Source organism: Vibrio paracholerae, from assembly GCF_037672085.1.
Lineage (GTDB): Bacteria > Pseudomonadota > Gammaproteobacteria > Enterobacterales > Vibrionaceae > Vibrio > Vibrio cholerae.
On record NZ_JBBHLM010000001.1, the window covers coordinates 641050 to 656032 of the forward strand.

Consider the following 14983-nt stretch of genomic DNA (forward strand, 5'->3'; position numbering starts at 1 on the left):
TATCCGAAACGGGCAGGTTAATTTATTGATCCAAAACAATCCACCACCCCAATTACCTCCTAAGAGGTATTTATACAAATATGTCAAAAACTACAATTTGTGTATGGGAATATGGCAGGTTGTGAACAGGTGTGGAGAAAAACATGGTCGACTTAAGTAAACGACGTTGGTTCACTCCGAATCGTCAGCCCAACCAAAGCCAAGTTCGGCTGCCTTGGTTAGCACGTCCAGACGCGTTTACCGATGAATGTACTCGCTGCGGCAAATGCGTTACTGCGTGTGAGACTCACATTATCGAAAAAGGCGATGGCGGCTTTCCGACTGTTAATTTTTCGATGGATGAGTGCACGTTTTGTTACCAGTGCGCACAGAGCTGTCCGGAACCCCTCTTCGTGGCGCAAAGCGAAGCGCCATGGCAAGCAGAGGTGCACATTACCCATCAATGTTTGGCTCAACAGCAAGTGGAGTGCCGCTCTTGCCAAGATGCCTGCCCAGAAGAGGCGATTCATTTTGCTTTGCAAATCGGCCGCACCGCAAGCCCGCAGGTCAACAGCGAACTGTGCTCCGGTTGCGGAGCTTGCGTTTCGGTGTGTCCCAGTAACGCAATGACGGTTCACTACACCCAACACATCGCTTAAACGGCGTAGATACATTGGAGAGCAAGATGTCACACCCCTCAGCGTCACTGCACGAAGTACACATTTCCAGCTTGGTGGTTCACACCTTGCCAGAGCATTTGCTCACAGTGAAACAGCAGGTGAGCGAGCTGCGTGATGTGGAAATTTACGGCGAGGATCCGCAAGGCAAACTCGTCGTGGTGATTGAAACCAATCGTCAAGGCTTCATTACCGAAACCATAGAACATATCAATAATCTTCCCAATGTGCTCAACGCTTTTCTGGTGTTTCATCAGGTAGAGACGGTAACGGAAGAAGAACGATTACACACTGGAAATACCTTTTCTGAACTCGAGGGTAATGTATGAAAATGACCAGACGTGCGTTTGTGAAAGCAAACGCAGCCGCCTCAGCTGCGGCGGTTGCAGGGATCACCCTCCCCGCTTCTGCCACCAACTTGATCGCTAGCTCCGATCAAACCGCAATTCATTGGGACAAAGCACCTTGCCGTTTCTGTGGTACAGGCTGTTCTGTGCTGGTCGGAACCCAAGATGGACGCGTTGTCGCCACGCAAGGTGACCCTGAAGCCCCAGTAAACAAAGGCCTTAACTGCATTAAAGGCTATTTCCTTTCCAAAATCATGTACGGCCAAGATCGCTTAAAAACGCCTCTGCTGCGCATGAAAGATGGTCAATACCACAAAGACGGCGAATTCACCCCAGTCTCTTGGGATACCGCATTTGATGTGATGGCGGAGAAATGGAAAGCCTCGCTAAAAGCTAAAGGCCCAACCAGCGTCGGCATGTTCGGCTCTGGCCAGTGGACAGTGATGGAAGGCTACGCGGCGGTGAAACTGATGAAAGCGGGCTTTCGTTCTAATAACATTGACCCGAACGCACGTCACTGTATGGCTTCTGCGGTAGTGGGCTTCATGCGTACCTTTGGTATTGATGAACCTATGGGCTGTTATGACGACTTTGAACACGCCGATGCGTTTGTGCTTTGGGGTTCCAACATGGCGGAAATGCACCCAGTGCTCTGGACACGCATTACTGACCGTCGCCTAAGTCATCCTCATGTCAAAGTGAATGTGCTCTCAACGTATTACCACCGTTCCTTTGAGTTGGCGGATCATGGCTACATTTTCCACCCACAATCTGACTTAGCGATTGCCAACTTCATCGCCAACTACATCATTCAAAACGATGCGGTGAACTGGGACTTTGTCAACAAGCACACCCATTTCAAACAAGCGGTCACGGACATCGGTTACGGTCTGCGTGACGATCACCCGCTACAGAAAAAGGCGAAAAACGCCAACTCCGGTGATGTCAGCGATATTTCGTTTGAAGAGTACAAAAAATCGGTTGCACCTTACACGGTTGAAAAAGCGTCTGAAATTTCCGGAGTATCACCGGATAAACTGATCACGCTCGCGAAGCAGTATGCCGATCCAAACACCAAAGTGATGTCACTCTGGACCATGGGGATGAACCAACATACTCGCGGTGTCTGGATGCAAAGCTTGGTGTACAACCTGCACTTGCTTACTGGCAAAATCGCCACCCCAGGCAACAGCCCATTCTCACTGACCGGTCAACCATCAGCCTGTGGTACGGCGCGTGAAGTAGGTACCTTTGCACACCGTCTGCCAGCCGACATGGTGGTCGCTAACCCTAAACACCGTGCGATTGCCGAAAAAGTGTGGAAATTGCCTGAAGGCACAATTCCTGAGAAACCGGGCTTCCATGCGGTGCAGCAAGACCGCATGCTCAAAGACGGCGTACTGAACTGTTACTGGGTGCAATGTAATAACAACATGCAAGCTGGTCCAAACATCAATGAAGAGCGTTTACCTGGCTACCGCAACCCTGAAAACTTCATCGTGGTATCAGATGCTTACCCAACCGTAACCGCACAAGCGGCTGACCTTGTTCTGCCAACCGCCATGTGGGTAGAAAAAGAAGGTGCTTATGGTAACGCCGAGCGTCGTACCCAAGTGTGGTATCAACAAGTGAAGACTGTCGGTGAATCTCACTCCGACTCATGGCAGCTGATTGAGTTTTCAAAACGCTTCAAAGTCGAAGAAGTGTGGCCGGAAGAACTGCTGACAAAAGCACCGCAATACCGTGGCAAAACCCTGTATGACGTGCTGTTCAAAAACGGTCAGGTGGACAAGTTCCCACTGAGCGAAGCACGTGAACTCAACGATGATGCACACCACTTTGGCTTCTATATTCAAAAAGGTCTGTTTGAAGAGTATGCCGAGTTTGGCCGCGGCCATGGTCACGATTTAGCGCCTTACGATGTTTATCATCAAGTACGCGGCCTGCGTTGGCCGGTTGTCGATGGCAAAGAGACTAAATGGCGCTTTAAAGAAGGCTCTGACCCTTATGCCAAAGCCGGTTCAGGTTGGGATTTCTACGGCAAACCGGATGGCAAAGCGTGGATCATCTCCTCGCCTTATGAAGCGCCGCCAGAAGTGCCGAATGAAGAGTACGATTTATGGCTCTGTACTGGCCGTGTTCTTGAACACTGGCACACAGGCACTATGACCCGTCGTGTTCCTGAGCTGTATAAAGCAGTGCCAGATGCACTGTGCTTTATGCACCATGAAGACGCGCAAGCGCGCGGTTTACGCCGTGGTGATGAAGTGCTGATCTCCAACTCGCGTGGTGAAGTTCGAGTGCGCGTAGAAACTCGCGGTCGTAATAAGCCGCCAAAAGGCTTGGTGTTCGTGCCTTTCTTTGATGCTCGCATTTTGGTCAACAAGTTGATCCTCGATGCGACCGACCCACTCTCGAAGCAGACTGACTTCAAGAAGTGTCCGGTTAAGATCACCAAAGTCGCGTAACCCTGATTGCACTGGGCTGCCCGTCAGCCCAGACTAAGTATTAAGCCGCAAGGCGGAGAATTTACGATGAAAAAACAACTCATTGCCTTACTTTCAGTGTTTACCGTGCTGGCAGGCATTGCTCATGCTGAGCTGAACAATCCAGGCGGTATCGGAGGTCTAGAATCACTGCGCGGAGCAACAGAAATTGAAGCAACTCGCGCCGCTGATCCAATGAAGAAATACCCACGCGAACAAGCGCTAGAGAGTGATTTTGTGTATCAACCGCCACTCATCCCGCACAACATTCGCAACTATGAAGTATCGTTGAACGCCAACAAGTGCCTTGCGTGCCACAGTTGGAAAAACGCCAAAGAAATGGGCGCCACCAAGATCAGTGTCACTCACTTTGTGAACCGCGAAGATGCGGTACTGTCGGACGTCTCTCCACGCCGCTACTTCTGTTTGCAGTGTCACGTCCCTCAGGCGGATGCAAAACCGCTGGTTGAGAACGATTTCGAACGCGTTGATTCACTTCGTTAACCGAAAAGAGGCCATTTATGAAATTTCTAAAAGCGTTTTGGCTTCGTCTATCGAGCCCAAGTAAAGCCGCCGTGGGTGTGGTTTTGCTGATGGGTTTTGTCGGCGGCCTGTTATTTTGGGGCGCCTTCAATACAGGAATGGAAGCGACCAACAGCGAAGAGTTTTGCTCGGGTTGTCACGCGCCGATTGTCGCCGAAATCCAAGAGACGATTCACTATTCAAACCGCTCTGGGGTTCGCGCCATCTGCTCTGACTGCCATGTCCCCCATGAATGGACGGATAAAATTGTGCGTAAAGTGCAAGCCTCCAAGGAATTGGTGGCACATTTTATCGGCACGATTGATACACCAGAAAAGTTTCAAGCACGCCGCGCACACTTAGCCGAACGCGAATGGGCACGCTTGAAAAAGAACGATTCGTTGGAATGTCGCAACTGTCACCAGTTCAACTACATGGATTTTTCTGAGCAGAGTAGCCGAGCAGCGAAGCAACACTCGACCGCACTCGCCTCTGGTGAAAAAACCTGTGTGGATTGCCATAAAGGCATCGCACACAATCTACCCGACATGCATGGTGTTGAAGGCTGGCAATAAGGAGAGCCACTATGAGTACTCTTGAATCGATTTTTTGGCACGTGCTCGGTTACAGCGCCATGCCAGTCATCATTCTGGCCGGTTTCCTTGGGGTTGCCGTCGTCTCAATTGGCTTACTCGCCATGACCAAAGACAAATAGGAATGCAGAGAGAGAAAATCCGGTGCTATTCGCACCGGATTTTTATATATACCCTTCCTACTTGAAGCTGTGGCGGTGTTGGCCACGCTCTTCACCCCAATCACATAGTTTGCCTATGCTCATGGGGATTATGAGAGCCATCCTTGGCTCTCACCAAAGGCCAGCCGATGGCTGTGCAAATTTGTTCCAGACAAATTTGTCACTTACTTGCCGCCTACCTGAAACTCCAAGTGGTTTGGGTAGAGTTCATCGATACTTTCTCGTTTGTGAAATAGCGCTTCGTGCGACAAGTCGCAGCTCTAGCCAGTCAAAAATATTACACTTTTGTGAACATTATTTGACTGGGCAATTTAAACCATGATCACTATTGCGTTGATTGATGACCACACAATTGTTCGTTCGGGCTTCGCTCAGCTACTCAATCTTGAGCAAGATATTAGGGTGCAAGGTGAGTACGAAAGTGCAAAAGCGGCCTTTCATGCCCTCACCCAAGCGGAAGTCGATGTCGCTATCATCGATATTTCAATGCCGGATGAAAATGGACTGAGTCTGCTTGAGCGCCTGCGCCAACATAACCCGCGTTTCAAAGCGATCATCCTCAGTATTTATGACTCGGCTTCATTTGTGAAAAAAGCCTTGGATGCAGGAGCGCAAGGTTATCTTTCAAAACGTTGTGGCCCAAGCGAGCTAGTGAGTGCGATTCGTACCGTTGCTTCTGGCAGGCGCTATTTGTGCGCCGATGCCTTAGTTAATTTGAGTAATCCCGATATCAATAATGTGCTTGCCGACCTCACCAAGCGTGAAGTTGAAGTGTTTGATTTATTGGTACAAGGCAAAGAGGTGAAAGAGATCGCGCAAACGCTGTTTCTCAGCCATAAAACCGTTCACGTTCACCGAGCCAACATTTTGAGCAAATTAAACCTAACCAATAACGTGGATGTGATCCGCTTTGCTTTGCAGCACCACCTGCTCGTGGAAGGTTAACGATGGCCAAGCTGTTTCCACTGATTTTTGCTTTTGTGCTCTACAGTATTAGCCAATTTAGTCTATGGAATGTCAGCCAATATTTGAGCCACAATCCGCTCCAAGCCTACTTACTTTTCCCCACCGGCTTACGCTTGGCGGTCTATTTGTTAGCACGCCCAACACAGACTTGGGTTTGGTTACTGAGTGACATGCTTTTGGCTGGCGCGATCTTGGTGTTGCTTCCAGACCAATCCAGCCCGTTGATGTTGCTCATGCCTTGGGTGGTTTGGCTAGCCGCAGCCATTGCCCGCCAACACTGGCCGAAATTACATTTGTACTGGCAAAAGTTACTGCTGATTGTGGCACTGGTGCTGCTGCACACTATTTTGGTGGGTATCACTTTTACCTTGTTGGCGAAACCGCTACACATGGGGGCGGAGACGTTAATTGCCGTGAGTATCGCTTCGCTCACGGGAGGCATTGTGCTGACCCCATTTTTGTATCTGGTGGCCGACTATCTCCGTCACCAAACATGGCATCCGCTTTCTCCACAACTGATTCACCACGATGTGAAACTTAAACCGAAAATGTTGATGTGGAGCTTACTGTTTTTCAGCTTAGGACTGCTGGCGGAACTGACCTTACTTGAGCAGATGAAGCCGTTTGCCCTATTGATCATCTTGCTCCCGACGATTTTTCTTGCCTATCGTTATGGCTGGCAAGGCGGTGTATTGGCGAGCAGTTTAAACTGCATTCTGCTAGCGACGGCACGCCAGTTCAGTGGCTCCTTTTCTTCGGATCAAGAGCTGCTGATTTTTATGTCGAGCCAAGCTTTTGTCGGGCTTGGATTGGGTATCGCCATTAGCCGCCAGCATCAGCTCGCTTTATTACTGCAAAAAATGAACACCCGCTTAGCCAAAGAGCTGCGTGAAAAGCAAGATCTAGCGCGCCAGCTCGTTTCTGTAGAAGAGCAGATTCGCAAATCCGTTGCCCGTGAACTGCACGATGAGATTGGCCAAAACATTACCGCGATTCAAATTCAATCCATGCTCGCTGAACGTTTAGCCAGTAATGATCAAGCTAAACAAGCGGCTTCCAGCGTGCAGTCGCTCGCCATGCGCATTCATCAATCCACACGTCAGCTCTTAAAGCAACTACGCCCGCATATTTTGGATGAACTCGGGTTAGAACATGCCATTCGTCAGCTGGTGCAAGAAATGCGTTTTGCCGAACAAGGTATGACGGTTCGCCTCAATATGGGGGTCAATCCGCAAAAGCTGGACGATACCACGCGAGTCACTCTGTATCGGATTGTGCAGGAGTTGCTGAACAACATTTCCAAACATGCCAAAGCCACCCGAGTACACATCAGCCTATTTCCGGGAAGTGAAATGGTTTTAGAAGTCAAAGACGATGGCATTGGTTTGCCTACCGACTGGCGGCTACGTGGACAAGGCTTAAAAGGATTGAGCGAGCGTGTATCCGCACTCGGCGGTCAATTAAAGATGACTTCATCCACTTTCCAAACTGGCACGCGAATAATTGTTAACTTACCCACAAAACGCTCAATAACCAGCGAAAAACTAGGAAATATTCCTAGATGAATACAACTCCTTCCCATGTTTTTCCCACCTCGCTTGATTAGGATGAAACTCAATAAGGACAAGCAATATGAAGATTGTACCCAAGGTACAACCCATTCAGACAATGGAAATCGATCAGGCTTATCGCCACTGGCGCATTCATTTAATGATTTCCATGTATGTCGGTTATGGCGTGTTCTATCTCACTCGTAAAAGCTTCAACTTTGCGATGCCGCAAATGCTCAGTGAGTTAGGACTCGATTACTCCGATTTGGGTTTTCTCGGTACGCTGTTCTACCTCACTTACGGGGTGTCTAAATTTGTTTCTGGTTTGATGATCGACCGCTCCCGCTCGCGCTATTTCATGGGGTTGGGATTAATGGCTACCGGCATCATCAACATCGCTTTTGGTTTTAGCTCGTCCTTGTTAGCTTTTACCTTGTTATGGACGGCGAACGCTTTTTTTCAAGGCTGGGGCTGGCCAGCGTGTGCCAAGGTGCTCACCCACTGGTATTCACGTAGCGAACGGGGCTTTTGGTGGTCAATTTGGAATACTTGCCACAACTTAAGTGGCGCATTGATCCCCATCGTGATTGGTTTTATCAGCTTAACCTTTGGCTGGCGTTACGGATTCTTGTTTGCCGGCGGAGTTGCGATTTTCGTTGGGCTTTGGCTCTGTTATCGCATCCAAGAGAAACCAAGCGAAATGGGGTTGCCTTCGGTCGGTGAATGGCGCGGTGATGCTCTCGAACTGGAGCACGAAAAAGAAGGCCAAGGTCTCGCCTTCCGCGTCGCGGTTTATCGCTATGTACTGACTAATCGCTACATTTGGCTGTTGTGTGGATCTTACTTGCTGGTGTACGTGGTCAGAATTGGTATTAACGACTGGGGATCGCTCTATCTGGTTGAGCGGCACGCGTACAACATCCTCAGTGCCAATAGCGCGGTAGCCATGTTTGAAGTGGGCGGATTTTTGGGATCATTGCTTGGCGGTTGGGGCTCTGACTACTATTTTCGCGGCAATCGCGCCCCGATGAATTTAATTTTTGCGTTAGGCATTTTTGCCTCCGTTGCGGCCTTATGGCTAACCCCTATCGATCATTTATGGTTTTTGGCTGGCTGCTTCTTCTGTATCGGATTTTTTGTCTTCGGCCCGCAAATGATGATTGGTATGGCTGCTGCAGAATGCGCAAGGAAAGATTTGGCAGGCACCGCGACTGGGTTCGTTGGCTTATTTAGCTATCTCGGTGCGGCGTTGGCCAGTTACCCCATGTCACTGGCTATTGAAGCATGGGGCTGGGAAGGATTCTTCTGCCTAATTACTGCGGCAGCAGCCGTGATCAGTTTACAACTGCTGCCCTTTATAAAAGCTCAGCAACCGGTGACGGAAGATGAGTGATAAACATAACCAATCTTTACCATCCAATAACGTAACTGTGCTCCACTTTATGACCTGACGCAGTACCGACCTGACAAGGACACAAGGGAGCATCAACCAGAGGGAAAACCCAATGATTGTTAATGCAAAACGCACGCTGCTGGCACTGAGTGTTCTTGGTTCAATGATGACCGCGCCGCTGGTTCATGCAGAAGGCCGTTTGGTGGTGTACTGCAGTGCAACCAATGCGATGTGTGAAGCCGGAACCAAAGCGTTCGCTGAAAAATACAATGTGAACACCTCCTTTGTACGCAATGGCTCTGGCAGTACACTTGCCAAAATTGATGCAGAGAAAAACAACCCACGCGCGGATGTTTGGTACGGCGGCACGCTTGACCCACAATCACAAGCGGGTGAAATGGACTTACTCCAAGCTTACCAATCACCAGAACTGGCCAACATCATGGAAGGTTTCCGTGATCCAGCCAAACGCAAAGGTAACTACTCTTCTGCGGTATACATGGGCATTTTGGGCTTTGGCGTGAACACCGAACGCTTGGCACAAAAAGGCATTCCAATCCCGCGTTGCTGGGCGGATTTGACCAAGCCGGAATACAAAGGCGAAATTCAAATCTCCGACCCACAAAGTTCTGGCACTGCTTATACCGCACTCGCTACCTTTATCCAGTTATGGGATGAACCTTCGGCTTTTGAGTACTTCAAGCAACTAAACAAAAACGTATCTCAATATACTAAATCTGGTGTAGCACCATCACGTAACTCGGCGCGTGGTGAAGTAGCGATTGGTATTGGATTCCTGCACGACTACTCACTGGAGCAAGCCAAAGGTGCACCGCTGGAACTCATTTCTCCTTGTGAAGGTACAGGCTATGAGTTAGGTGGCGTGAGCATCATCAAAGGCGCGCGTAACCTCGATAATGCCAAGCTATTTGTTGACTGGGTACTCTCAAAAGAAGGCCAAGAAGTGGCATGGAAACAAGGTGACTCCTACCAAATTTTGACCAACACCCAAGCGGAACAGTCGCCGAATGCGCTCGATCCCAAAACACTCAAACTGATCAATTACGATATGGAAGCCTATGGTTCATCCGATGAGCGTAAGCGTTTGATCACCAAATGGGTTAACGAGATCAAAATGGGTAACTAACCCCAAATCGTAGTCGCACCGCCACTCGGTGGCGGTATTTATCCCCTGACACTTAACCTGCTCACTACTTGCGGGCAGGTTAAGTGCGACTCAATAATAAGGTTTGACCATGCATGAGCCTTCTCAAGCGCTGAAACTGACACTCCACCAGCCAGTCAAAACCGATCCGGTTTTTTACTGGCTGGCTGCGGTGCTGTTTAGCTTTATTCTTCTGCCATCCTTTGCTCTGGATTATGGGCTATTTGAATCCACTCCAGATGAATTTTATGCCGCCATGGGTTGGAGTGAACCAAACATTTCTTGGTTCTGGTTTAGTTTGCCTTTATTGCTGGCTTTTCGACCTCGGCAAGCTCAGGGACGTCAGTACACAAACCGCCACTATCTCGATATTGCGTATTCTGGCTTCTGTATGCTGGCTATTTTGCTCAGCGCTTGGCTAAGCGATAAAGGGCTAGGTTATTCCAGCATCATTCTGTTCACAGCCCTTGGTGCTATTATGACGCTGGCTTTCGCCCGCTTGGAATACCTCGGTGGCGATCACTTTGTGATTGGTTCACTGATCAGCATCATTCTACTGATTGTGATCTTTATTGTTTATCCGAGCATCGCCATTTTCCTGCCGATGTTTAAAGATGACATGGGCAACTGGACGGCATGGCAGTTCATGACGATCTTGTCCCAGTCTCATACCCTCACCGTCATTTACAACTCGATTGTACTCGGTATTGCGGTAGGTGTGGGTGCCACCTTCTTCGGGCTGATTTTTGCCATTTACACCACACGTATTGCCAAACGCTCCGCCTTTATCGCACGTGTATTTTCTATTTTACCGATCGTCACACCGCCCTTTATTGTCGGCTTGGGCGTGACTTTAATGCTGGGTCGTTCGGGTTATATCACTGAGTTGATGGTCGATGGGTTTGGTTTACAGAAAACCAACTGGTTGTATGGCTTCACGGGCATTTGGCTCGCACAGGTGCTGGCGTTTGCACCGATGTCATTCATGATTTTAGATGGCGCACTCAAGTCACTGCATCCTTCGTTGGAAGAAGCTTCCTATACGCTTAAAGCCAATCGCTATCAAACCTTCTTCGGCATTATCATGCCACTGCTTAAGCCCGCGTTAGCCAACTCATTTTTGATCATTTTTGTTCAATCATTGGCGGACTTCAGTAACCCCTTGGTACTGGGCGGCAGCTTTGATGTGCTCGCAACACAAATCTATTTTTATATTGCAGGGGCGCAGCTGGATTACGCTTCAGCCAGTACACTCGGCTCGGTTCTGCTGCTGTTCTCACTCGCGATTTTTGTAGTGCAGTATCTGTGGATCGGCCAGCGCTCCTACGTCACCATTTCTGGCAAAGCTTACCGTGGCGATGTGCAAGAGATGCCCGCTTCACTGAAATTGGGCGTCACTGTGATTTTATATGCGTGGATGATCTTTAACGTTCTGCTCTACGGCAGTATCTTCTTCGGCAGCTTTACGGTGAACTGGGGCGTCGATTACACCCTAACCTTCAAAAACTACCTCAATCTGTTTGGTAATGGTATGTCTGATGGCGCTTGGCCGTCACTGATCACCACCATTATTTATGCAGGAGTGGCAGCTCCGATTACTGCCCTTTTCGGCTTATTGATTGCTTATGTGGTGGTGAGACAGCAGTTCTACGGCAAAAAAGTGATCGAGTTTTCTACCATGCTCTGCTTTGCCGTACCCGGTACAGTGGCAGGGGTTTCCTACATCTTGGCGTTTAACGATGCGCCGATTTATTTAACTGGCACCGCCGCAATTGTGGTGATCTCGATGGTGATGCGTAACGTGCCTGTGGGGATCCGCTCTGGTATTGCAGGACTCGGGCAGCTCGATAAATCATTGGATGAAGCGTCACTGAGCTTACGTGCCAGCTCATTACAAACCATTCGCTACATTATTTTGCCACTACTGCGCCCCGCGATTCTTTCCACGCTGGTGTACAGCTTTGTGCGGGCGATGACCACTGTCAGTGCGATCATCTTTCTGGTTACACCGGAAACCCGCGTTGCAACGTCCTACATTCTGAACCGAGTCGAAGATGGTGAGTACGGCATTGCTATCGCCTACGGTTCCGTGCTGATTGTCGTGATGTTAGCCATCATTTTGCTGTTCGATTTACTGGTCGGTGAAGCTCGCGTTTCTCGTTCCAAAGCCACCAATCAAGATTCTTAGGAGACATCACCGTGGAAAAACAAAACTTTGTTGTACTCAAAAACATCTGCAAACGCTTTGGTCGTAATACCGTGATTGGCAACCTGGATCTTGAGATCAAAAAAGGCAGCTTGGTTACGTTACTTGGCCCTTCCGGTTGTGGGAAAACCACCGTTTTGCGTTTGGTGGCCGGTTTAGAGAAGCCGACCAGCGGGCAGATTTTCATTGATGGTGAAGACGTCACCGAACGTTCCATCCAACAACGCGATATCTGCATGGTGTTTCAGTCTTACGCGTTGTTCCCGCACATGTCGCTGTACGAAAACGTGGCTTATGGCTTAAAGATGCTCAAGTTACCGAGTGAAGAAGTGCGTCAGCGAGTGGATGAAGCACTTAAAATTGTTGATCTCGAAGGAATGGGTGAACGCTATGTTGACCAGATTTCCGGCGGCCAGCAGCAACGTGTTGCCCTTGCCCGGGCTTTGGTGCTCAAACCTAAGGTGCTGCTGTTTGATGAGCCGTTGAGTAACTTAGATGCCAACTTGCGCCGCAGCATGCGTGAAACCATTCGCGAGCTGCAACAGCGTTTTGATATTACCTCGCTCTACGTGACGCACGATCAGGCAGAAGCCTTTGCGGTATCAGATACCGTTATCGTGATGAAACAGGGCGACATCATGCAAATCGGCACGCCACAAGAGTTGTATAAAGCGCCTAAGTCGATGTTTATGGCAAACTTTATGGGTGAAGCCAACATGTTCCAAGGCCATTTTGACGGGCAGCAGATCCACATTAATGGCTATGCGATTGATGCCGATCTTGAAGTAACGCGAGATAAGCCTACTGGCGAATATGAAATTGGTGTCCGGCCAGAAGCGATCACCTTACATACGCAAGGCAGCGAAAGCCAAGCCTGCCAAATCCTTAAATCCGCGTATATGGGTTCAATGTATGAAGTGACCGTAAAATGGCACGATCAAGAACTGCTGTTACAGCTCAATTCCGCGCAGTTTAATCACGCGTTAACTCAGCACGCGTATTTGGTCTTTAACCCTCGCGGCCTATTTTTGCTGCCCTATGCAGAATAGTGATAACACCTTGTGTAAAGCCGTCTCTCGATATTTAAACTCGAGTACAGTAAGAATAACGCCACCCTGAGGTGGCGTTACTTTTAGGCTTCTTGAATGGGTAATACCTGTTTTACATACTCACCCGGTGCACTGTACAACACCGGATAGTCGGCATTGCCTAATGGATAAGGTTCAACTTTGCTGCCATCTGCAAAGCCGTTTAACCATTCATTCCAATGCACCCACCATGACCCTTCTCGGTGCTGAGCCGTTTCCAGCCAATCTTCCGCAGAATCATCCAAGGTGTCGTTAACCCAGTAACCATACTTACGTTTGTCAGGATGGTTAACGATTCCCGCAATATGCCCAGATTCACCCAGTACAAAGGTTTTGTTCCCCCCCGTACGCAATGCGCCGCGGTAAGTGCCTTGCCACAGAGCGATGTGATCTTCCTTGGTAGAAATGAAATAACTCGGCACTTTGATTTTATCTAAATCAATCCAGACACCACCGACTTTCACGCCCTTATCCTGAACCAACTTGTTCTCAAGATAGAGCTCTCGTAACAAGAAGTTATGACAAGCACCTGCCACGTTAGTGCTGTCGCTATTCCAGTACAGAAGATCAAAATCAACCGGACTCTGCCCTTTTAGGTAGTTGTCCACGTAGTAATTCCAGTACAGGCTATTTTCACGCAGCAAACTGAACGTCACGCTGAGTGAGCGGCCATCCATATAGCCTTTGGCATTATTTTGCAGCTCAATGGCTCGAATAATGGTGTCGTTGATGTAGGCTCCCACTTCTCCCGGTTGAGAGAAATCGAGCAAGGTGGTGAAAAAGCTCGCGGTTTTGATGCGTTTTTTCATGCGTTTAGCCGCGTAGTAAGCGATGGTTGTCGCTAATACTGTTCCACCAATGCAGTAACCTGCCGCGTTGATCTGCTCTTGCCCGGTGATCGATTCAATCGCATTCACCGCTTTAACAACGCCTTCGAGCACATAGTCTTCAAAATTGAGTTGGGCTTGCGCTGCTCCCGGATTGCGCCATGAGATCATAAACACAGAGTGACCTTGCTCGACTAGCCAGCGCACCATGGAGTTTTTCTCACGCAAATCGAGAATGTAGTACTTGTTGATAAAAGGCGGAACAATCAACAGTGGCGTCACGGCCACTTGCTCAGTCAGAGGTTTGTATTGAATAAGCTCAAACACCTCATTTTTGAACACCACTTCACCCGGCGTGTTGGCCACATCTTCACCAAGGCGGAAAGCATTATTGTTGGTCATGCGGATTTTGAGAATATCGGCACTGGACGCGACATCCTCTTTCAGTTGCTCAAGACCCGCAATCAAGTTTTCACCGTTTTTCTCTAAGGTTAGACGCAGCAACTCTGGGTTCGTCGCAATAAAATTGCTCGGAGAAAGCGCATTGATCATCTGACGAGAGAAGAACAAAATCCGCTCTTTGGCTTTTTCATCAAGACCTTCGATAGCATTGATCGTGTCAAGATAAGTCTTACTGAACAGCAGATAGGATTGTTTGATGAAGTTGAAGAAAGGATCTTGCTGCCACGCTTCATGGCTAAAACGCTTATCCCCTTTTTCGGCTTCCATGATGGATTGAACTTTGGACTCTAGCACCACTTTTTGCCAAATCTGGAGTTGCTGCTCCCACCATTGGGTTTGCACTTTCAGCAGAGCTGCAGGTTGATTAGCAGCTTGCTCAAAGAACTTGAGCGAGTCTTCCAGATTCACTTCTTGCATCGCTTTATTGAGTGGGGAATTCACGGCGGCTTTGCTCTGTTCGACCTCTTTCCACCAACGCTGATTCACTTGTTGTAATTGGACAAGGTAGTCCGTAAAGGCATGTTGGAACATACACTTACTCCTTAAAACAGAAAAAAGCGC

13 protein-coding genes are annotated in these 14983 nt (G+C 48.9%); 12 read left to right on the forward strand and 1 reads right to left on the reverse strand.

Going from position 1 to position 14983, the window contains the following annotated elements; translation table 11 throughout:
- Positions 1-143 precede the first annotated feature (143 nt).
- From napF to fbpC, 12 genes are all read left to right on the forward strand, one after another.
- Positions 144-638 carry a ferredoxin-type protein NapF gene (gene napF, locus R4537_RS03335; protein ID WP_071178755.1) on the forward strand — a complete coding sequence of 165 codons (495 nt, stop codon included), beginning with the start codon at positions 144-146 and terminating at the stop codon, positions 636-638.
- 26 nt (positions 639-664) lie between these two features.
- On the forward strand, positions 665-985 hold the full coding sequence (locus R4537_RS03340; RefSeq protein WP_071178756.1) for a chaperone NapD: 321 nt from the start codon (positions 665-667) through the stop codon (positions 983-985).
- Positions 982-3471 (forward strand): periplasmic nitrate reductase subunit alpha, encoded by a 2490-nt coding sequence (gene napA / locus R4537_RS03345; protein WP_071178757.1) that lies wholly within the window; start codon positions 982-984, stop codon positions 3469-3471. The genes R4537_RS03340 and napA overlap by 4 nt, the downstream gene beginning before the upstream one ends.
- Before the next feature lie 66 nt (positions 3472-3537).
- Entirely contained in the window at positions 3538-3993 is a 456-nt protein-coding gene (locus tag R4537_RS03350) for a nitrate reductase cytochrome c-type subunit (RefSeq protein WP_000744358.1), read from the forward strand.
- 17 nt (positions 3994-4010) lie between these two features.
- Positions 4011-4586 carry a NapC/NirT family cytochrome c gene (locus tag R4537_RS03355; RefSeq protein WP_000670286.1) on the forward strand — a complete coding sequence of 192 codons (576 nt, stop codon included), beginning with the start codon at positions 4011-4013 and terminating at the stop codon, positions 4584-4586.
- Positions 4587-4597: 11 nt separating this feature from the next.
- Positions 4598-4726, forward strand: coding sequence for a TIGR02808 family protein (locus R4537_RS03360; RefSeq protein WP_000105479.1), 129 nt, complete (start codon positions 4598-4600; stop codon positions 4724-4726).
- 357 nt (positions 4727-5083) lie between these two features.
- Entirely contained in the window at positions 5084-5710 is a 627-nt protein-coding gene (locus R4537_RS03365) for a response regulator transcription factor (RefSeq protein WP_000628123.1), read from the forward strand.
- 2 nt (positions 5711-5712) lie between these two features.
- Positions 5713-7296 (forward strand): signal transduction histidine-protein kinase/phosphatase UhpB, encoded by a 1584-nt coding sequence (uhpB, locus tag R4537_RS03370; protein ID WP_071178758.1) that lies wholly within the window; start codon positions 5713-5715, stop codon positions 7294-7296.
- A 67-nt stretch (positions 7297-7363) separates the two neighbouring features.
- The gene (uhpC, locus tag R4537_RS03375; protein WP_071178759.1) at positions 7364-8674 is read left to right on the forward strand and encodes an MFS transporter; all 1311 of its coding nucleotides are present in this window, start codon (positions 7364-7366) and stop codon (positions 8672-8674) included.
- 112 nt (positions 8675-8786) lie between these two features.
- Positions 8787-9821, forward strand: a complete 1035-nt coding sequence (locus R4537_RS03380; RefSeq protein WP_071178760.1) for an ABC transporter substrate-binding protein — start codon at positions 8787-8789, stop codon at positions 9819-9821.
- 109 nt (positions 9822-9930) lie between these two features.
- Positions 9931-12027 (forward strand): ABC transporter permease, encoded by a 2097-nt coding sequence (locus tag R4537_RS03385; RefSeq protein WP_071178761.1) that lies wholly within the window; start codon positions 9931-9933, stop codon positions 12025-12027.
- Positions 12028-12038: 11 nt separating this feature from the next.
- Positions 12039-13094 carry a ferric ABC transporter ATP-binding protein gene (fbpC, locus tag R4537_RS03390; RefSeq protein WP_071178762.1) on the forward strand — a complete coding sequence of 352 codons (1056 nt, stop codon included), beginning with the start codon at positions 12039-12041 and terminating at the stop codon, positions 13092-13094.
- Positions 13095-13177: 83 nt separating this feature from the next.
- On the opposite strand, the gene R4537_RS03395 is transcribed toward fbpC, so the two are convergent.
- The gene (locus R4537_RS03395) at positions 13178-14953 is read right to left on the reverse strand and encodes a class I poly(R)-hydroxyalkanoic acid synthase (protein WP_071178763.1); all 1776 of its coding nucleotides are present in this window, start codon (positions 14951-14953) and stop codon (positions 13178-13180) included.
- Positions 14954-14983: the final 30 nt, after the last annotated feature.

Bases quoted from the DNA above. Each gene is read 5' to 3' on its own strand.
- napF (WP_071178755.1), top strand. From the start codon at position 144: ATGGTCGACTTAAGTAAACGACGTTGGTTCACTCCGAATCGTCAGCCC.
- R4537_RS03340 (WP_071178756.1), top strand. From the start codon at position 665: ATGTCACACCCCTCAGCGTCACTGCACGAAGTACACATTTCCAGCTTG.
- napA (WP_071178757.1), top strand. From the start codon at position 982: ATGAAAATGACCAGACGTGCGTTTGTGAAAGCAAACGCAGCCGCCTCA.
- R4537_RS03350 (WP_000744358.1), top strand. From the start codon at position 3,538: ATGAAAAAACAACTCATTGCCTTACTTTCAGTGTTTACCGTGCTGGCA.
- R4537_RS03355 (WP_000670286.1), top strand. From the start codon at position 4,011: ATGAAATTTCTAAAAGCGTTTTGGCTTCGTCTATCGAGCCCAAGTAAA.
- R4537_RS03360 (WP_000105479.1), top strand. From the start codon at position 4,598: ATGAGTACTCTTGAATCGATTTTTTGGCACGTGCTCGGTTACAGCGCC.
- R4537_RS03365 (WP_000628123.1), top strand. From the start codon at position 5,084: ATGATCACTATTGCGTTGATTGATGACCACACAATTGTTCGTTCGGGC.
- uhpB (WP_071178758.1), top strand. From the start codon at position 5,713: ATGGCCAAGCTGTTTCCACTGATTTTTGCTTTTGTGCTCTACAGTATT.
- uhpC (WP_071178759.1), top strand. From the start codon at position 7,364: ATGAAGATTGTACCCAAGGTACAACCCATTCAGACAATGGAAATCGAT.
- R4537_RS03380 (WP_071178760.1), top strand. From the start codon at position 8,787: ATGATTGTTAATGCAAAACGCACGCTGCTGGCACTGAGTGTTCTTGGT.
- R4537_RS03385 (WP_071178761.1), top strand. From the start codon at position 9,931: ATGCATGAGCCTTCTCAAGCGCTGAAACTGACACTCCACCAGCCAGTC.
- R4537_RS03395 (WP_071178763.1), bottom strand. From the start codon at position 14,953: ATGTTCCAACATGCCTTTACGGACTACCTTGTCCAATTACAACAAGTG.